20 protein-coding genes and 1 CRISPR repeat array (1 of these 21 running past the window's edge) are annotated in these 18,650 nt (G+C 45.7%); of the genes, 10 read left to right on the top strand and 10 right to left on the bottom strand.

What is annotated here, in order from left to right; all coding sequences use genetic code 11:
- Positions 1-692: direct repeats of the CRISPR family, unit length 36 nt; unit sequence GTTTCCATTCAATTAGTTTCCCCAGCGAGTGGGGAG; it reaches 14 nt to the left of the window's first position.
- A 331-nt stretch (positions 693-1,023) separates the two neighbouring features.
- The 3 genes from hemE (at position 1,024) to QUB35_RS23705 (ending at position 5,884) form a co-directional block, all read left to right on the top strand.
- Entirely contained in the window at positions 1,024-2,088 is a 1,065-nt protein-coding gene (hemE, locus tag QUB35_RS23715) for a uroporphyrinogen decarboxylase (RefSeq protein ID WP_333144146.1), read from the top strand.
- A 475-nt stretch (positions 2,089-2,563) separates the two neighbouring features.
- On the top strand, positions 2,564-3,529 hold the full coding sequence (locus tag QUB35_RS23710; RefSeq protein WP_333144145.1) for an NAD(P)-dependent oxidoreductase: 966 nt from the start codon (positions 2,564-2,566) through the stop codon (positions 3,527-3,529).
- 762 nt (positions 3,530-4,291) lie between these two features.
- Entirely contained in the window at positions 4,292-5,884 is a 1,593-nt protein-coding gene (locus QUB35_RS23705) for a B12-binding domain-containing radical SAM protein (RefSeq protein WP_333144144.1), read from the top strand.
- Between the two features lie 110 nt (positions 5,885-5,994).
- Here the strand turns inward: QUB35_RS23705 and QUB35_RS23700 are convergent, their stop codons facing one another.
- From QUB35_RS23700 to QUB35_RS23690, 3 genes are all read right to left on the bottom strand, one after another.
- Positions 5,995-6,375: a type II toxin-antitoxin system VapC family toxin gene (locus tag QUB35_RS23700; protein ID WP_333144143.1), complete on the bottom strand. Its 381-nt coding sequence runs from the start codon at positions 6,373-6,375 to the stop codon at positions 5,995-5,997.
- Position 6,376: 1 nt separating this feature from the next.
- The gene (vapB, locus tag QUB35_RS23695; RefSeq protein ID WP_333144142.1) at positions 6,377-6,598 is read right to left on the bottom strand and encodes a type II toxin-antitoxin system VapB family antitoxin; all 222 of its coding nucleotides are present in this window, start codon (positions 6,596-6,598) and stop codon (positions 6,377-6,379) included.
- Between the two features lie 83 nt (positions 6,599-6,681).
- Positions 6,682-6,924 carry a hypothetical protein gene (locus QUB35_RS23690; protein ID WP_333144141.1) on the bottom strand — a complete coding sequence of 81 codons (243 nt, stop codon included), beginning with the start codon at positions 6,922-6,924 and terminating at the stop codon, positions 6,682-6,684.
- Here QUB35_RS23690 and QUB35_RS23685 point away from each other — a divergent pair.
- The 3 genes from QUB35_RS23685 (at position 6,912) to QUB35_RS23675 (ending at position 8,898) form a co-directional block, all read left to right on the top strand.
- Positions 6,912-7,808, top strand: coding sequence for a M48 family metalloprotease (locus tag QUB35_RS23685; protein ID WP_333144140.1), 897 nt, complete (start codon positions 6,912-6,914; stop codon positions 7,806-7,808). The genes QUB35_RS23690 and QUB35_RS23685 overlap by 13 nt on opposite strands.
- A 128-nt stretch (positions 7,809-7,936) precedes the next feature.
- Positions 7,937-8,383 carry a DUF6932 family protein gene (locus tag QUB35_RS23680; protein WP_333144139.1) on the top strand — a complete coding sequence of 149 codons (447 nt, stop codon included), beginning with the start codon at positions 7,937-7,939 and terminating at the stop codon, positions 8,381-8,383.
- The gene (locus tag QUB35_RS23675) at positions 8,380-8,898 is read left to right on the top strand and encodes a DNA-binding protein (RefSeq protein WP_333144138.1); all 519 of its coding nucleotides are present in this window, start codon (positions 8,380-8,382) and stop codon (positions 8,896-8,898) included. The genes QUB35_RS23680 and QUB35_RS23675 overlap by 4 nt, the downstream gene beginning before the upstream one ends.
- 94 nt (positions 8,899-8,992) lie before the next feature.
- On the opposite strand, the gene QUB35_RS23670 is transcribed toward QUB35_RS23675, so the two are convergent.
- From QUB35_RS23670 to QUB35_RS23660, 3 genes are all read right to left on the bottom strand, one after another.
- Positions 8,993-9,517: a hypothetical protein gene (locus QUB35_RS23670; RefSeq protein WP_333144137.1), complete on the bottom strand. Its 525-nt coding sequence runs from the start codon at positions 9,515-9,517 to the stop codon at positions 8,993-8,995.
- Between the two features lie 30 nt (positions 9,518-9,547).
- Positions 9,548-9,991: a Tse2 family ADP-ribosyltransferase toxin gene (locus QUB35_RS23665; protein WP_333144136.1), complete on the bottom strand. Its 444-nt coding sequence runs from the start codon at positions 9,989-9,991 to the stop codon at positions 9,548-9,550.
- Positions 9,992-10,185: 194 nt separating this feature from the next.
- Complete coding sequence (locus QUB35_RS23660) at positions 10,186-10,929, bottom strand: hypothetical protein (RefSeq protein WP_333144135.1); 744 nt, start codon at positions 10,927-10,929, stop codon at positions 10,186-10,188.
- 262 nt (positions 10,930-11,191) lie between these two features.
- Here QUB35_RS23660 and QUB35_RS23655 point away from each other — a divergent pair, with 262 nt between their 5' ends.
- A complete protein-coding gene (locus QUB35_RS23655) occupies positions 11,192-11,509 on the top strand; it encodes a hypothetical protein (RefSeq protein ID WP_333144134.1) in 318 nt (105 codons plus the stop codon).
- A gap of 110 nt (positions 11,510-11,619) precedes the next feature.
- Positions 11,620-12,279: a Uma2 family endonuclease gene (locus QUB35_RS23650; protein WP_333144133.1), complete on the top strand. Its 660-nt coding sequence runs from the start codon at positions 11,620-11,622 to the stop codon at positions 12,277-12,279.
- 226 nt (positions 12,280-12,505) lie between these two features.
- Here QUB35_RS23650 and ftsH4 read toward each other — a convergent pair whose 3' ends face one another.
- The 4 genes from ftsH4 to QUB35_RS23630 form a co-directional block, all read right to left on the bottom strand.
- Positions 12,506-14,380 (bottom strand): ATP-dependent zinc metalloprotease FtsH4, encoded by a 1,875-nt coding sequence (ftsH4, locus tag QUB35_RS23645; protein WP_333144132.1) that lies wholly within the window; start codon positions 14,378-14,380, stop codon positions 12,506-12,508.
- Positions 14,381-14,585: 205 nt separating this feature from the next.
- Entirely contained in the window at positions 14,586-15,059 is a 474-nt protein-coding gene (locus tag QUB35_RS23640; RefSeq protein WP_333144131.1) for a tryptophan-rich sensory protein, read from the bottom strand.
- Positions 15,060-15,171: 112 nt separating this feature from the next.
- A complete protein-coding gene (locus tag QUB35_RS23635) occupies positions 15,172-16,017 on the bottom strand; it encodes a M48 family metalloprotease (RefSeq protein WP_333144130.1) in 846 nt (281 codons plus the stop codon).
- 87 nt (positions 16,018-16,104) lie between these two features.
- Positions 16,105-16,365 carry a hypothetical protein gene (locus QUB35_RS23630; RefSeq protein ID WP_333144129.1) on the bottom strand — a complete coding sequence of 87 codons (261 nt, stop codon included), beginning with the start codon at positions 16,363-16,365 and terminating at the stop codon, positions 16,105-16,107.
- Between the two features lie 97 nt (positions 16,366-16,462).
- On the opposite strand from QUB35_RS23630, the gene QUB35_RS23625 reads away from it, so the two are divergent.
- Together QUB35_RS23625 and QUB35_RS23620 are read left to right on the top strand one after the other, a co-directional pair.
- Positions 16,463-17,827: an ATP-binding protein gene (locus QUB35_RS23625; protein WP_333144175.1), complete on the top strand. Its 1,365-nt coding sequence runs from the start codon at positions 16,463-16,465 to the stop codon at positions 17,825-17,827.
- A gap of 172 nt (positions 17,828-17,999) precedes the next feature.
- Positions 18,000-18,566 (top strand): hypothetical protein, encoded by a 567-nt coding sequence (locus QUB35_RS23620; RefSeq protein ID WP_333144128.1) that lies wholly within the window; start codon positions 18,000-18,002, stop codon positions 18,564-18,566.
- Positions 18,567-18,650: the final 84 nt, after the last annotated feature.

Raw genomic sequence — 18,650 nt, 5'->3', positions numbered from 1 at the left:
AGTTTCCCCAACGAGTGGGGACTTCGGTTAGATATACGCTTAGTCCTGAGCCTTATGTGGCTGTTTCCATTCAATTAGTTTCCCCAGCGAGTGGGGACATACTGACTGGCGACAGTTCCTTCGACACCTCTCAGTTTCCATTCAATTAGTTTCCCCAGCGAGTGGGGAGTGGTTGCCGGAAAATACGTCTCCGTCGCGTGGCGAACAAGTTTCCATTCAATTAGTTTCCCCAGCGAGTGGGGAGAAATTATCCATCAGACGATCGGTTTACTGCTGATAATTTTGCGTTTCCATTTAATTAGTTTCCCCAGCGAGTGGGGAGTCGGCGCTCGGTTTGTAAGTAAAAAAGTAGCTGAGGTCAAGTTTCCATTCAATTAGTTTCCCCAGCGAGTGGGGAGTACAAACTACTAAAATCCGGGATCTGGTAGGGTTTGGGTTTCCATTCAATTAGTTTCCCCAGCGAGTGGGGAGGTTATCTTCTTTATCTACAACTTTACCTATTAAGTTTCCATTCAATTAGTTTCCCCAGCGAGTGGGGAGTCACAATGCTTTTAGTTGCGGACATGGACCAAACTCTAAGTTTCCATTCAATTAGTTTCCCCAGCGAGTGGGGAGTTTAAGAGGTAATATTTATGAATTGGGAAACTAAAAGTAATGTTTCCATTCAATTAGTTTCCCCAGCGAGTGGGGAGACCTCCATCTTACACCCTATTACAGCGCAAAGTGTCCAGAGGCAATTTGCGAGGCTCAAGCATTTTTCATGGAAATCAAACCTGTGTTCGCTCACAAATAATCCCTGAAACCCTTACCCAGCAATGCTGCGAGGCTCACGACGCAAAAATGTCATTTCAGCTAATTTACCGCCAGCCTCGCAACCAACCTGACTCCGACTCCCCAAAATCGAACTCAGCCACTCCCCTCATCTCCCTCCCCGCTGACAGATGAATTTTTTGTCAAAAAGGACGATCGCACAGTGGTAAGCTACCAAAGGCATTGAAATATCTAAGGTAGAGAAAAGTTAAAATGTCGGCATTAAATGAAGTTCCCTTGTTGTTGCGGGCAGCCCGCGGCGAAACCCTAGACCGCCCGCCCGTGTGGATGATGCGTCAAGCCGGCCGCTACATGAAGGCTTATCGAGATTTGCGAGAAAAGTATCCCTCGTTTCGCGAACGTTCCGAAATTCCCGAAGTTGCGATCGAAGTTTCCCTTCAGCCGTGGCGCGCGTTTCAACCCGACGGCGTAATTCTGTTTTCCGATATTGTCACACCCATGCCCGGTTTGGGTATTGACATGGACATCGCCGAAGGCAAAGGCCCGATTATCCACTCACCCATCCGCACTCAGCAGCAAATCGACAACCTGCAACCCCTGAACCCGGAAGAAAGCTTGCCGTTTATCAAAACAATCCTGAAATCCCTGCGCGAGGAAGTCGGCAACAAATCCACCGTGCTCGGCTTTGTCGGCGCGCCGTGGACGCTGGCGGCCTATGCCGTTGAGGGCAAAGGTTCTAAGGATTATGCCATCATCAAAAACATGGCATTTTCCGATCCAACTTTACTGCATCAGTTGCTCTCAAAATTCGCAGATGCGATCGCCGTTTACGTGCGCTATCAAATCGACTGCGGCGCGCAAGTAGTGCAAATGTTCGACTCCTGGGCCGGGCAACTGTCTCCGCAAGACTACGACACCTTCGCTTTACCTTACCAGAAACAGGTGTTTGAGCAAGTCAAAAAAACCCATCCCGACACCCCACTAATTCTGTTAGTCACCGGTAGCGCCGGCCTCCTCGAACGCATGACAACATCCGGCGCCGATATCATCAGCGTCGATTGGACGGTTGACATGGCCGACGCGCGCCGACGTTTGGGCCCCAATATGAACGTTCAGGGAAATCTCGATCCGGGCGTGTTGTTTGGTTCTCAACCGTTTATTCGCGATCGAATTCTTGATACAATTCGCAAAGCGGGCCCGCGCGGACACATCCTCAACTTGGGACACGGCGTGTTACCGGGAACTCCCGAAGACAACGTGCGTTTCTTCTTTGAAACGGCAAAACAAGCCGACAAATTGCTTGCAGTTGCTGCTTGAGTCCGACAATCCGACAGGGGTTGCAACCCCTGTCTCATAGCTAAAGTCCTCTTAAGAGGACTAAAGATTAATATTTCAGTCGGTTTTAACTGACATCTTGCAGCAATATCAATAAGAGGATTTTTCGTGGGGTCGGGCGGGTTTATAGAACCTATTTGCAAGCTTTAAGGCTGTTAGCGAACCCGCCCCTACGGCTAATTGAGAATGGTGCAAGATCTCAGTTTTAACTCACCGAAGAGCACCCTTGCCAATAAAACATCCCGTAGGGGCGGGTTCACCAATAGCTTTAAAGAGTGCAGACAGGTTAAATAAACCCGCCCCCAGCCACAAAAAAGCCCTTTATTAACAATGGTGCTCTTCAGTCGGTTTCAACCGACTTTTGCTATTAGCCAGGGGTTGAAACCCCTGGCAGATTGCAGGAGAATGAAACAGCCCTATTCTCCCCCTTGCCGTCCCCCCCTTCCCCTTCTGCAAAATGAACGCCAAAAAAATTTTCATAACGGGTGCAAGTGGCTGTATCGGTCACTACATGGCCGAAACTTTGATTCAAGAAACAAACCACGAACTTTACCTCTTAGTTCGCAACCCCGAAAAATTAAAATTCGACTGGAAAGCCCGCCCCGGCATCCATATATTACAAGGCGATATGCGAGATATCGAGCAATTTGCCGAACTTCTCCAAACAATAAATGTAGCAATTGTAGCAGCTACTGCTTGGGGAGGAACTCAAGAGGTTTTTGATGTTAACGTAACCAAAACTCTCCAGCTAATTCAACTACTTTCGCCACAGACTTGCCAACAAGTAATTTATTTCTCAACAGCAAGTATTCTGGGTCGAGACAACAATTTGCTCAAAGAAGCCGGGGAACTGGGGACAGATTATATCAGCTCAAAATACAACTGCATGGTGCATTTGTCTGCCTTAAAAAATGTGGCTCCCATTACGGCACTTTACCCGACATTAGTATTGGGAGGAGACGCCGAAAAACCAGTCTCTCACTTGTCATCGGGCCTGCCACTTGTGGCTAAATGGATTGGTTTGATTCGCTGGTTTAAGGCAGATGGTAGTTTTCACTTCATCCACGGCGCAGATATTGCTAAAGTAGTTAATTATTTAGTTGAACATCCGCCTGCTTCCGAGGAACCGCGACATTTTGTGCTAGGAAATCCGGCGATTACAGCTAACGAAGTGGTAGAACAAGCTTGCCAGTATTTGAATAAAAAGATATTTTTTAGGATTACTCTGTCACCTTGGCTAGCCGATTTCTTTATTTGGCTGTTCCGAATTCAGGTGGCTGCTTGGGATAGATTTTGCATCAGCTACCGCCATTTTACCTATCAAAATCTTGTGAATCCCGAAAGCATAGGAATGCCGAGTTACTGCGGCACAGTTGCCGATATGTTAAGAACTAGCGGGATTCCAGGCAAAGATTCAAATTAGTCCGTACACTCCGCACCAATAATCGGACGGGCTAGAAGCCCATCCCACAAGAAAGATTGTGGGATGGGCTTCTAGCCCGTCCCTAATTATTTTTGCGCTTCTCAAATCCCATCCCACAAGAAAAACAATTTTTGGGATGGGCTTCTAGCCCATCCCTAATTCTTTATGCTATTCAAGTCTAGTGTTTCAAATTCTTTTTTGCCTTAGTCCCATGCTTTTTAAATGCGATTATCGTCAATTAAGGGTCAAATAGGATAAGATATCAGCATTTGCACACTTTAACAGGGAACTGCAAGCTAAAAATTGCGCTCATTTTGTTGGTCTTAGGGGGTGTCACCCCTCGCCAGATATTCGATCGAGTGCAAGATCGTAATTTTAGCCTTAACGTCAGAAACCTCAGCCTAAAGGCGTGAGGCTTGAAAGAGAAATCTAACAGGCCATTCTGACCAGACTAAGCTTTAAATAGCTACGTTATTTAGGTCACGACACCCGCTTGATGCGAAGCTAGTCCCTTGCTCTGTCGCTAGTGGTTAAACAGTCTTAAGGTCACGCTCGACAGTGCTGCTAGCCGGCGCAAGCCTTTATAACTTTGTCGAAGCTAACTTTACCCCAGAAATGGGAGTTTGGGGCAACCATTCCCCAAAAATCGGAGAGGTTGCATAAAATTCCCTCTCCGACCCCGAAAGGGGATTTAATTCAATGTAAAGCCGTCCTATAAGGACGGGGCTTCAGACCCAGTTTTTTGGTGAGGTTTAACATATAATGCGAGTTCTTTTAGTTTACCCGCTGTTTCCGAAAACATTTTGGTCTTACGAGAAAATCCTAGAATTAGTCGATCGTAAAGTGCTGCTGCCACCGCTGGGTTTGGTAACGGTAGCAGCTATTTTACCCCAAGAATGGGAATTTAAGTTAGTCGATCGCAATATTAGACAAATCACCGAAGCAGAATGGGAATGGGCAGAGCTCGTTATTCTCTCGGCAATGATTGTCCAAAAAGAAGATTTGCTAGACATAATTCGCGAAGCAAAACGGCGCGGTAAATCCGTAGCTTGTGGCGGCCCTTACCCCACCTCTGTACCCGAAGAACCTCAAGCAGCGGGCATAGATTACCTGATTCTCGACGAAGGCGAAATCACCTTGCCGATGTTTGTCGAAGCAATAGGGCGCGGCGAAAAAAGCGGAATTTATCGATCGGACGGCGTAAAACCCGATGTTACCACAACCCCAGTCCCCCGCTTCGATTTGCTGGAATTAGACGCCTACGACTCAATGTCAATTCAATTTTCCCGAGGCTGTCCTTTCCAGTGCGAATTCTGCGATATCATCGTCCTCTACGGCCGCAAACCTCGCACCAAAAACCCCCAACAATTGATAGCAGAATTAGACTATCTCTACAACTTGGGCTGGCGGCGCGGCGTGTTCATGGTAGACGACAACTTTATCGGCAACAAACGCAGCGTCAAACTGTTGCTAAAAGACTTAAAAGTCTGGCAAGAAGAACACAAATTCCCGTTTACTTTCAACACAGAAGCATCCATCGATTTAGCCCAAGATCAAGAATTGATGGACATGATGGTTGCTTGCAATTTCAATGCAGTGTTTCTAGGGATTGAAACTCCCGATGAAGAAAGCCTGCAAATGACCAAGAAATTCCAAAATACCCGCAATTCCCTGATCGAATCCGTAGAGTTAATCGCCAAATCCGGTTTGCGAGTAATGGCCGGATTTATCATCGGATTCGACGGGGAAAAACCCGGTGCCGGTCAGCGGATTGTCAAGTTTGCCGAAGCAGCAGCTATTCCGAGCACAACCTTTGGAATGCTGCAAGCTTTGCCGCATACTGCATTGTCCCACAGACTAGCAAAAGAAGGGCGGTTGCGCGACAAATCTGGCAACCTCAACCAGACTACCTTGATGAACTTCATTCCGACGCGGCCTCTCGAAGATATTGCCCGCGAATATGTCGAGGCATTCTGCGAAGTGTACGATGCTGAGAAATATTTAGACCGGACTTATCGCCATTTCTTAATGTTAGGTGCACCCACAGCAAAGATACCTGCAAGAGTTCCCAGTTGGATAGACTTGCGAGCACTGCTAACTGTGGTTTGGCGGCAGGGAGTCAAGCGCAAAACTCGCTGGAAGTTTTGGCATCATTTGTTCAGCATTCTCAAACGCAATCCTGCTGTTTGGGATCATTATTTAACAGTGTGTGCTCACAACGAGCATTTCCTGGAATACCGCCAAATTGTGCGGGATGAAATTGAAGCTCAATTGGCTGACTTTTTGGCTAATGAGTCTCAAACTGTATATCAAGAACCTGTTGCTGTTGAGGAAAAGCAAGTGCAAGCGGTTTAGGGTTGGAGAATTCTACCTAATAGCCAGATAGCCGACTTCTTAAACAAGTCGAGTATCTGGCTATTCTCTTTTGTTATCTGGGCTTACTGATAAAATTTTTGCCTTCTTCATCACCACACCCGCTGAATTGGATAAGCATCAAAAGCCTCATCACGACTAATCAAAACTAGCGAATGATTCATCGTCTGTGCTACCAGAATGCGATCGAAAGGATCTCGATGATGCAGAGGAAGACCTGCGTAAATCTCAGTGTCTTCAAATGTAATTGGTAGAATTTGAGCGTTAATGTATTGCAATTCCTTCGGCAGGTCTTCAAATGGCCGATTCAGTTGAAGCTTACTGACATTGATTTTAATAGAGATTTCCCAAAGGCTGGCAATACTAAAATACAAACCTGTTTTAGTATCGATCGCTTCTTTTGCTTTACTACCTAGATTGGAATCGCCAAGCAAATACCACAGAAAGGCATGAGTATCTAAAAGGAAGTTCATGTTACATATATTCCTTTAAATCTTCCAGCGGTTCATCGAAATCATCAGACATAACGATCTGACCTGCCCAACTACCATAACCATGAGGTTGTTCAAGTTGTTCTTGAGATGATTCAGTTTTTGCGTGTTTTTCAAGTAAATATTTTGCATAATGCAATATCTCTTGTTTGAGAGATTCTGGCATCTTGACGAGAGTTTGAAAAATCTCTATATCGATAGTCATGATTTATGTGGAATTTTTACTATGTCATATTCACCAATTATACCGTAATTGCAGTCACAGGGTATTTAGAATGGCTATCTCGTTTAATCTAGTTTCCAAGCAGAGTCTGGAAATGTCATATCCTGCGGCTCTACCCCCTCTTGAGAGCAGGCGAGAGAGCCTCCAGAGGCATTCCCAGTTTCTGACTGAAAACTTGAAATACTACTATTGGCGACAGCAGTTATTTCGGCAGATAGAGGCGCGATCGCCCCCAAATATGAAAATCTAATTAGAAGCTCAAAAATATCAAAATAGCGATCGCCCTCAACCCGCCATGTTAGGAACAAATCAACTCAGAACCGCCGCTCTCTTAGGACTCCTAAGCGGCCTTCTCGTTTTAGGAAGTTATTATTTAATCGGCAACGAGCAAGGACTTTACATCGGTTTAGCGCTAGCCGCCTTCTCAAGTTTTAGCTCTTGGTACTATTCCGACACGGCCGCGTTAATGGCTTACCGCGCTCAGCCGATCGCCCGCAGCGAAGCACCAGAAATCTACGATATGGTAGCATCGCTAAGCGAAAAAGCCCAAATTCCGGTGCCGAAAATATTTCTAGTTCCTACTCAATCTCCCAACGCATTCGCCACAGGGAGAGACCCGGAACACGCGACAATAGCAGTTACTGAAGGCATCATCAAGCTGCTTTCCCGCGAAGAATTGGAAGGCGTTTTAGCGCACGAACTGACACACATCCGCAACCGCGACACCCTCACTCAAGCAGTTGCAGGAACAATTGCCGGTGCAATTACATTTGTCGGGCGAATTCTTACTTTTGGAGCGCTTTACGGCCCGGTAACACGGGATAGCAGACAAGGCGCCAATCCGTTTGGCTTGCTGTTTTTAATCATTTTAGCACCGCTATCAGCAACCGTAATTCAAATGGCGATTTCTCGGACGAGGGAATTTGCAGCCGACAGCGGTGCGGTGGAAATTACCAATAACCCGATCGGTTTAGCAAACGCGCTGCAAAAATTAGAGAAAATGGGTCATGAAATTCCCATGCACGGCAATCCTGCGATGTCGCCGCTGCTGATTGTTAATCCTTTTTCGACTAAAGGTTTGCAGTCACTTTTCCGCACTCACCCGCCGACAGAGGAGCGCATTCAACGCCTTTTGGAAATCGCGCAGCAGCAGCAAGGTACTCCAGTTATGGCCTACGTGCCCGGAATTTGATCGATCGAAAATGCAGCAAGAATATTGAAAAACCAGGTTGTTTGAACCAACCTGGTTTTTGTTTGTTTATAATGGTAGCTGTGGTACGATCGACTCGCACAACTAATTTGCGGCGCGGGTGTGAGTAAGTGATTCCAGAATTCGATGAAAACGGCAATCTACCACGGGGAGTTCATTGGTGCGAATGGGAGGAGTTTGAGGAAAGATTTGGTACGACTGTTCCCAGAAAGAACATGATAAAGGGGTTGAAACTGGCAATGACTCAGTTAAAAGCGGCAGGTGCTAGAACTATCTATATTGATGGTAGTTTTGTTACCAGCAAAGACAAACCTAATGATTTTGATGCTTGTTACGATAGAGAAACTGTAGACAGGGAGTATCTGAGAATCAATGCTCCTAGATTGTTCAATCATCAGGATCGAAATGCCCAAAAAGCTAAGTATCGAGGGGAGATTTTTCCCTCAGACGAACCTGTAGGCAATTACGGAGAAAATTCCTTTGAATTTTTTCAAAGCGACAGAGGGCAAAACAAGAAAGGAATTATAGCGATCGATTTAATGAGGTGGGAACCGTGATTAAAAATGAATTTGAGTACGGAGTCAGCAAAGATTGGGTGCAAAAATTCAACAAAACTCTAGCAGCAATGGAGCGGGATGAAGAAGCAAAAAGAAAGGACTTCCTCAAATGGGATGCTGGTAGAGGTTCGATTCAGCGCCATTTGGATCAGTTGCACGAAGAAATAGCAGAATATGAACGATTGATGGCGTGGGACAAGAGTAAGCCGATCGAACTTGTAGTTGAGAATTTCAATAAACTATCAGATGCTTTAATTAAAGCTCGAATGGCAGCAAAAATCAGCGTGGAAGAACTAGCAGAAAGGTTGGATATGGACCCTGAACGCCTTAAGGAACACGAGAAGAAAGATTATCAAGGTGCTAGTTATATGGAACTCCTTGAAATTAGCTGTGTTTTGGGGCTGGAGTTTAAGACGGCTGTGATGCAGGTCGATTTTGAGGAAATAGAGTTTACCAAACAAACAATAGCAGAATCGCGCTATCGAAAAAAGAAGAAGGCAAGTAAAACCGCCTAAAGATTTGAGGGTGCGATCGCGAAGACTACTGAGTTGATTGGGTTTGTTGGGTGTAAATTAGATAGGCGGGGGGCGAGGTCTCCACTAAAAGGATTTACCCCACGCTCAGCAATTCATCCAGCTTGTTCTTTAAGTCCGGTGATGCTAGTAGTGGTCTATAAACTTCACCTTCATAGGGCTTCCAAACATATCCAAGACTGAACGATCGAAAAACCGAAGATGCTCCCGTTGCTTGCCAAACAGCTTCAGCTAAAACCAATCCAGGAAAAACCAAGGCAGGCTCTTCAATCAATTCGCTGTAGGTTCTAAACTCATCTACTTCCATACCAACTAAAGCATACCGAAACGGTGGAGCAAACCGCAAACTCTGATACAGAAATATACCTATTTCCGTCATTAAATAAGCACTTTCTGGAGTGTCAATGCCAATCTCACTGATGCCACTTGGACAAACTCGACACCACCAATTTTCTTCTATGTCCTGAAAAATTTCTGCCCGACATTGGGAATGTCTACCGTTTGAGATCACCCAGGAAATTTCATTGAAATATTGAGCAAATTGCTGTGCTTCCGATTGCTTTGTGCCACATTCAGCCGATAAGCTAAACACCCATGCCATTTCTGTTCTCCCGTTGAGTAAATTAAACTATCAAACTTTTTCCCATTCGCTCTGTGTCTGGGCGAGGGCTGCTTCATATTTCTCTAAAAGCATTGTAGCGCTTGGCAAAATACTCACATGAGTTGGACTATCTTGCACAGCTTCAATATCTCCGAGGATCTTGCTGTCGTCAATCTGCCAAAGAGGATCTTTTCCTGTTCCGCCAAATTTTGGGGGTTTGCGGAATGGTGGTAAGCCTTCGATAGAGAGGGATACAGACATTCCTTTTGTGTTTCTAATGGCTACAGTGACAGACTCCTCTGAAGACTTGCGTTCTGTTTCTGGTAGTAAATAACCTTGTTCATCCAACCACTCTTTGGGCACTTGCTCAACATCAATGTCAATACTGGGTCTGACTCCCAGTAGCCTCGCGTTGCGTCCCATTTTGGGTTTACCGTTTTCTTCTGCCATGCCTCGATAATAGAGTCTTGCCATTAGCCTTTTATCAGCCCAACTCGATCACCCAACCAATCATAATGTAATTGCTGCATTGGTTTCATGCGCTCCCCTTTTGTGCGTGAAGGGCGATCGCGCAACTCGTAGAATCATCGCGCTGTTTGGTATTTGCTGCAATACACCAATATCTTTCAACCGTCCACTGCCACGGGGTTTTTATGCGGCGAGGGTAGTCACTCAGCAACCTTATTGACGTTTGCTTTAGGAATTTTATTAATTTCGCAGTACATATTACATTGCTGCACCAACTCTGATTTAATAGCAAAAAACTCGTTGCACACCATGAAAATTCTGCAAGCATCTCCAAGTGCTCGATGAGGTTTGATCTGATATTTATACTTTGAGGGAAATTTATACTGAAAATTATTTGAGCCAAAGGATTTATTTTTAGCATAAAATCCGATAATCAACGATATTTTATCGAGAGAAAAGAGATAGCCTATCTCTTTTTCAATAATAAGTTGTATGTCAATGACTTGAATATTCGACTTATTGACTTTTGCCCTTTTCAAAAGCCTGAGATCCTCTCTCCCACCAAACAATACAATCTGGTCAACTTTATTCCTATTAAACAGGTTGTGAATGTATTCGCGTAATTCCTTTAGGCATTTAGACCGTAGCTCTCTGGCTAGAACTTTATCAGAGTTTTCTAATCGGTAGCTAGGATGGAATATTTTCTGATACTCTCCTCTTTCAATGTTGGCAACTCTTTCCGAGAATCCAACAGTTTTACCAATGTCATTGATAATATTTTTTCTGACAACTATGTCTACATCATAGGAAAATTTTTTGCTTTCCAATAAAAGCTCCTTGCGCTTTAAATCATATATCACCGCACCAATTTCTGTTGGAAAGAAGTCTGCTCTACTAGAACCATAAATGGGCCCAAACTCCATATCTAAAAATAGAGTATTCATCCACCTACCTCTTAACTAGCCCAACTTTTTAATACGTGACCAAGAATGAATGTCCAAAACTCTCCCCCACTAACTCGCTTAATTTGCAGAATTATTATTATGATACTTATAAATCAAAAGTTTGTCTAGTCAAAAAATGTTCAACTTTGTCCCCCATCGGCTAAATTTCATATACATTAGACATAAAGGCTTAGAATAAATCGACAACTAATAAGCACTCATTCACCTCTCCCAAGGCAACCCGTTATGGTAAAAAAAAACTGTGGGGAATCTGATTGAAGAGTTGGGAATCAGGGCGATAGAATTATTACTAGATGATACCATATTGTTCCCGGAAGATTTGAAAGATGTTTTACAGAAGCAGTTCGATCGCACTTCCGAACTAGAAAAACAAGTTATGTCTTTGTTGGCTAGGGAAAACCAGCCAGTCAACATAGCAAAATTACTAGAAAAAGGACAACTATCATCATCGGATTTACTCAACGCGCTGCAATCTTTATCGCGACGCTGCTTGATAGAAAAAGAAGGAAGTCTTTACACTCTTTCACCTGTATTCAGGCAGTATATCAAAGGGTTGTAACTGAGATGTTGCACCAATATCAATAAAAACCCGGTTTCTATGCTCAATGCGTAAGTCGTATAAAATAGATATAAAATATAAATTGATGCTGCTAGCAATGGAGTCATCCCATGACCGCAACAATTCCTACTCAAACCTTGCCAGAAATCATCTACCCAGACAGCGACGGAAAACCAATGTCTGACAACACCAAACAGTTCCAATTAATCGTCAAAATTCAAGGCGGAATAGATGCTTTATTCAAAGACAACGAAAATGTCTTTGTAGCAGGTGACTTGCTGTGGTATCCCGTCGAAGGAGATAACAAAACACGCCAAGCACCTGATATTATGGTAGCTTTTGGCAGACCAAAAGGCGACAGAGGTTCCTACCAACAGTGGCTTGAAGATAATATTGCGCCGCAAGTTGTCTTTGAAATCATCTCCCCCGGCAACCGACTGGGAGAAATGTTTAAGCTGTTTAAGTTCTACGAGAATTATGGAGTCGAAGAATATTATATCTATGCTCCAGAGGATAATGAGTTAATGGGTTGGGTGCGAAGTGACGGAGAACTCAACTATATTGAATCAATAGAAGGTTGGGTAAGTCCGCGTTTGGAGATACGTTTTGAAACTGCATCGGGAGACTTGGAAATTTATCGTCCCGACGGACTGAAATTTTTGTCTTATGTGGAGTTGTCAAGACAGATGGAACAAGCACAGCAAAAAGCCGATCGCCTATCTGAAAAACTACGAGAAATGGGGATAAATCCAGAGGACATTTTAAGCTGAATTATCTCTACAACGGTTTAATTAAACAGGATTTACGAACTCCGAATCAAGAAACCGGGTTTTTTACCGAATCTGCGCCTACAGCGCGTCTTCTCGTAAAAACCCGGTTTCTGGGCCTCTACTCCCAATAAAGAAACCGGGTTTTTTACCGAATCTGCGCCTACAGCGCGTCTTCTCGTAAAAACCCGGTTTCTGGACTCTCATGGGTAAGTCCTATTCAACCCTGTTAAACTGAAGCCGCCACCTTATCTAAAGGCCGCACTTGACGGAGGAATTCGCGAAGTGCGTCACCTTCCACCACCTCAGTTTCCAACAGTTTCTGCGTAATTGTTTCCAACAATTCCCGATTTGCTTTCAGAATATCCAAAGCTTGCTGATGTGCAGTTTCGACAATTTCCTTCACTTCTTGGTCGATCGCCTCAGCAGTTTGAGCACTTACCGCACGGCGGGCATTTCCCATACCGTCATTGAGGAACATTGATTGTTGACCTCGATCGTAAGCTAGAGGCCCCAAAACCTTACTCATCCCGTAAGTCGTCACCATCCGTTCAGCTAAATCAGTCGCCCTTTGCAAGTCATTTGAAGCGCCAGTAGTAATGCTACCAAACACCACTTCCTCAGCCGATCGCCCGCCCAACAAAGTCGCAATTTGACCCCGCAATTCCGACTCATCTAACAAGAAACGGTCTTCAGTCGGTAACTGCAAAGTATAGCCCAAAGCAGCCATACCGCGAGGGACGATCGAGATTTTGGCAACTTCGCCATTACCAGTCATCAAAGCACCCACCATTGCGTGGCCGACTTCGTGATAAGCAACAATGGTTTTCTCTTTTTCGTTGAGCACGCGGCTTTTCTTCTCCAAGCCAGCCACGATGCGTTCGATCGCCTCTGCAAAGTCTTCCTGTGCTACAGTTAGGCGTTTGTTGCGCGCCGCCAACAAAGCAGCTTCATTCACCAAATTTGCCAAATCTGCGCCGGAAAAACCAGGCGTGCGAGTGGCGATCGCCTTCAAATTAATATCCGGGCCCAGCTTGACTTTTTGAGCGTGAATGTTCAAAATTTCTTCGCGGCCAGATAAATCCGGGCGATCGACTAAAACTTGGCGATCGAAACGGCCAGGGCGCAACAAAGCAGCATCCAAACTTTCCGGGCGGTTAGTTGCAGCCAGCACAATTACCGTAGTATTGCCCGCCGCAAAACCGTCCATTTCAGTTAATAATTGATTGAGAGTTTGTTCGCGCTCATCATTCCCACCGAAGCTAGCGTTACTGCTACGAGATTTGCCTATCGCGTCCAATTCATCAATGAAAATAATACAAGGAGCCTGTTTCTTAGCCTGCTCGAATAAATCTCTAACTCTTGCAGAACCAACACCTACAAACAGTTCCACAAACTCCGAACCGGAGATGCTAAAAAACGGCACGCCAGCTTCACCAGCTACTGCTTTTGCTAACAGCGTTTTGCCCGTTCCCGGAGGCCCGACTAACAGCACGCCTTTCGGAATTCTCGCGCCAATTGCCGTAAAGCGATCGGGAGTTTTCAGGAATTCAACAACTTCGACTAATTCAGTTTTAGCCTCTTCTACTCCAGCCACATCAGCAAAAGTAATTTTCGCCGATTCGCCTTCTACATAGACCTTAGCTTTGCTTTTGCCCAGCGAGAGCGCGCCCTGTGGCCCGCCGCCCTGCCTGTTCATGAAAAATTGAAAAATCGCCACAAAAATCAGCGGCGGCACTACCCAGCTTAAAACACTGCCGATCCAGCCATTTTTAGCCGGGGGAGTTGCCGCAAATTCAACGCCTTTTTCTTGCAAAAGTTTAGGAAGTTCCAGGTCAAAAATCGGCGTAGTGGAGAGCACTTGACCGGGTTTATCGCCTTCGCCTTTGAGTTGGTAGCGAATTTCATTTTGACCTACCGAAGCTCGCACTACATCTTGTTCTTGTACTTGATGGACGAACAAGCTGTAAGGCACTTGCGGAATTTGCGGGCCGAACAAATTCGGCAAAAAGATATTGGCCAGCAGAAACAGACTTGAGAGCAATAACAAAATATTGCTAATTTGCCGAAAACGAGGTGGTTGGGGCTGGTCTTTAATTGCCATTGATAACCGTCATCCTTTAATTTAAACCAGTTTTATTCATTTATTTTCTCACCAAATACCCACACACTGTTAAGCGGATTTCCTCACTTGATGGGTGGGTTAACCAGCCACTGTTGCTTTGAGCAAATTCAAAACTAACAATAATCGGATGGTGATATTCGGTGCACCTTGCCTCTATCTCTGGTGAGCATTTCGCACCGAATATTTATGCAGCTTCCGGGTTTAACTGAATCATTTCCCAAGTGGTATAAGTGCCGATCGCACCCCAAATCGCGTAAGGCAAAAGTAACAAAGCGGCGGTTTGAGAAATCGGCAAAACAGCCAACGTCAACACAACTCCCAAAATCTCGCCAGCCCCTCCCAAAATCGTCCCTACTTTGAGACTTTTGGCTCTGAGAGTAGCAGGAATATAAGCAACTGTGACAATTTCTAAAAGCAAGTACAAAGCCATCAACAGCCATGTTTTGAGACTACTGGGTTCCTGTTCCCACACGAAAGTAGCGCTGCCGGCCCCGCAAGCAAAAATCACCGTCCAAATTAACGGAATAGCAGGCTCAAAAAACATCCAATCCGGTCTTTGAAGTTTGACGGCCCAGTTAATATCGCGCAGTTTAAAAAACAGAGTACCGAAGGCGACTGAGAAAGTCACACCGCCGATAATCATCCAAGATTCAATCATGATTTTCAACTTTCCAATTGCTCGATCGCTCATTAAGTCGATCGTGTCAAATCAAAGCCGAACTTAGATCCGCCTATAGTAATAACTTTTGTAAAGCCCGATGCAATTATTGCTAACCGCCCGACACATTTTTAGCAAACTCTTCGCGTCCAGACACCAAATTAGCTGGAACCCCGTTAGGGAAATTTTGCGCGATTAAAGCTTGCAACTTTTGAACTCGGTTTTCCGGGTTTGGGTGAGAACTCAAAAACTCCGGCGGCGCTTCGCCCTTCCTAGCGGCACCGAGGATTTGCATCACCTCAACAATACCTCTAGGATCGTAACCAGCTTCGGTCATAAACCGAAAACCGAGCCGATCGCTCTCAAGTTCATCGGATCTACCGTACCGCAAACCGACAACTTGATTGACAGCTTGAGCAATTAATGCTGCCTGCTGCCCGCCCCCGCGATCGTCGCTAGTAGCCACTCCAACCGCCGTTACCAAAGACCTGCCCAACTGCTGTTTTGCCAAGTGTTCCGCACCGTGACGCGCCACAACGTGACCGCTTTCGTGCCCCAGTATAGCGGCCAACTGAGCCTCGGAATTTAGCCGCCCCAGGAGTCCGGCGGTAATGAAAACTTGTCCGCCAGGTAGAGCAAAAGCATTGACAGTTTGGGCATCTCGCAGCAGGTGGAATTCAAACGGATAACCCGCTTGTTTCGCGGCCGAACCGTTGACAACTCGTGCTCCTACTCGATCGAGATACTGCTGAAGACTCTGGCTGGGATAAAGCCCCCCGTGCTGCGCGGCCATTTTATCTCGCGCCTGCAACCCCAAAACTATCTCTTGGCGGGGAGAAAGCTGCACTCGCTGTCTTTCTCCAGTTACCGGATTTTGTACGTCGTTTGTAAAATAGGTGATTGCTCCAAAAAATGCCATTAATAGCCCGATCGCGGCTCGAAATAAAAATTTATTCACAGGCTTTTACCTAAAAAGTTTAGCGATTATAATACTAGGGTGACTACTCTCTCGACATCTGTCTGAAGTATCAAGAAGGGAAAGTTGTTAGAGTTTTTTGATATAATTTGCGAACAAGGCTTTTTTTAACGAACCGCGAAGGCGCGAAGGACACGGAGGAAGAGAAGAAGAGAAGATAAGAAGGTTATAGTTATTAAATTGGTTAAACTGAGATGTTGCACCATTGTCAGCAACAGGCAAGATGCCTGTTCCACAAAGAATAGATTTTCTTGTGGAACAGGCATCTTGCGTCAGCAACAGGCAAGATGCCTGTTCCACAAAGAATAGATTTTCTTGTGGAACAGGCATCTTGCCTGTTCAGAAAAGGCTAATTGAGAATGGTGCAACATATGAGTTAAATCTGTTGAATCAATTACACAATCCGTTGCCGAACTTCCTTCGCAATATGTTTCAAGCTACCCGTCGCCGCCTCGCTATTTGGTATACTGCCGTTACTGCTGTATTGTTACTTGTATTCGCCACTGGTTTCTATTTATACGTCCGCACTACTTTAATCGATCGCATTGACGACACCCTCAATCATGTTGTAGAAGTAATAGAGCGAACTCTCGTTATCGAACCGCTAAATTTCCCTAATAGAGAAGATAAAATTAAGTTACAAGTTAATATTCAAGCGAGTTTTCGAGATAGCACCGATGCAGTAGAAGACGACCACATTGATTTAGAATGGTTCAGTCCTACGGGCGAATTGCTGTGGTCTACATTATCGGAACCGCTGAATATTCCCATTCACGCTAACCGCACCGGCGAAACAGTTTGGATAATTAATAATAAGTTGCAGTCGGATCAAAACTATTCTCTCAGACAAGTAACGCAGCGAGTACAAATCGGCCGCCAAGTTCTGGGATATTTGCGAGTCAGCCATCCTTGGTTTGAAGTGACAAAACCCATCCGCCAATTAATTCTCGATTTGATTTTGGGCGCGAGTTTAACTCTAATTTGCGTTGCAGCTATTGGCTGGCTGCTGTCGGGATTGGCGATGGCACCGATTCGGGAGTCTTACGGGCGTCTCAAACAGTTTACCGCTGATGCTTCTCACGAACTCAGAAATCCGATCGCCACTATTCAAACTAACGTCCAAGTAGCTTTGGCGGAACCGGATATCGAACCGCAGCAGCATCAACAGCTACAAGTTATCGAACGCCTAACGCGGCGTTTGGGGCGCTTGGTTGATGATTTGCTGTTTTTAGCCAGACAAGACAGCGGTATCGTTCAGCAGCAGTGGATTGAGGTTCCCCTCGATGCTTTGCTGATGGAGGTAATTGAAGAACAACAGGCGATCGCCACTACCCAAAATCTCTCTCTTTCTTTGGAAATTGTCGATCTGCCCAACGCTGAGGACAACTTTACACTGTTGGGCGACTGGGATCAATTAGCCCGACTGTTTACCAATATCGTCAGCAACGCCGTGCAGTACACGCCCTCTGCCGGCGAAATTGAAGTAGAATTGCAACTTGCAGCTAAAAACAAAAGAAATTCGCCGATGTTAAATCCAGCGCTGCAAATCAAAGTAACAGACACCGGCATCGGGATTTCCGCAGAAGCCCTGCCGCATTTGTTCGATCGATTCTACCGCGTAGATCCCGCCCGAACCCACCGCAGCGCCGCAGGTTCCGGTTTAGGATTAGCAATCGCCAAAGCAATTGTCGAAAATCACCGCGGCCAAATCCGCATTGACAGCCAAGTCGATCGAGGTACCGCCGTTACCGTCACCCTCCCCGCCCACAAATCAGAAGCATCCCACCTCTAAAACTTCCCCTCCTCCTCTGCGCCCTCTGCGCCCTCTGCGGTTAAAAAAAATCTCCCCCTCAAGCCTGATTCTTCTTACCTCGCGCCCAAACCAAGCTATTAAAATTCAATTCCCGCATAGATTAACATGAACTGTGTTGGACAACCTCGATCGAACTTGTGAGGAGTTATTTATGTTTCGCCACAATCTACCGTTTAAAAAAATCAGCTTGCTAGCAGCCACCTGCGGAGGTTTACTCGTTAGTATCGCAACACTTTCCCAGGCCGGCGGCCCACCGCCCCAACAAGGAAAACCCGTTTCCCAACCCGCAGAGACTCCCGCAGCCACTGAAGAACCCGTCAGCGAACCAACTCCGGCTGCGAGTCCGGGCCTCAGCGGGATGCCCTCTACACCAACAGACGCGCCTGCCCGCTTCCCGATGCCCAGTGCGCGAGTTACGCCTAGCGAAGGCATGATAGTAATTAAACTGGTGAATACCACCAATGCTGTCATCAATTATCAAATCGTAGGCGTCACCCAGCCGCGCACTCTGGGCGAACAATCTGAAATTTTGCTTAAAAGCATCCAAGTGCCAATCACCCTCACTTACCAGCGCCCAGACGGCGGATTGCTGCTGGTTCGCCCCCAAGCAACCGCGATGCCGGGAATGTTGCAAGTCAGTTTCGGCGCGACAACTGAGTTGGACGCTGATACAAAATCGCTGCAAATTCAGGAAGATGGCAAGGTAGTTTTGAATTAGTTTAACGGTTGACTGTTGACTGTTGACTGTTGACTGTTGACTGTTGACTGTTGACTGTTGACTGTTGACTGTTGACTGTTGACT

Origin of the sequence: Microcoleus sp. B13-B6, from assembly GCF_036705405.1 — a bacterium.
Taxonomy (GTDB): Bacteria; Cyanobacteriota; Cyanobacteriia; order Cyanobacteriales; family Microcoleaceae; genus Microcoleus.
Note: the sequence above shows the minus strand (reverse complement) of the source record. Positions and strands in the feature narration are given on the sequence as shown.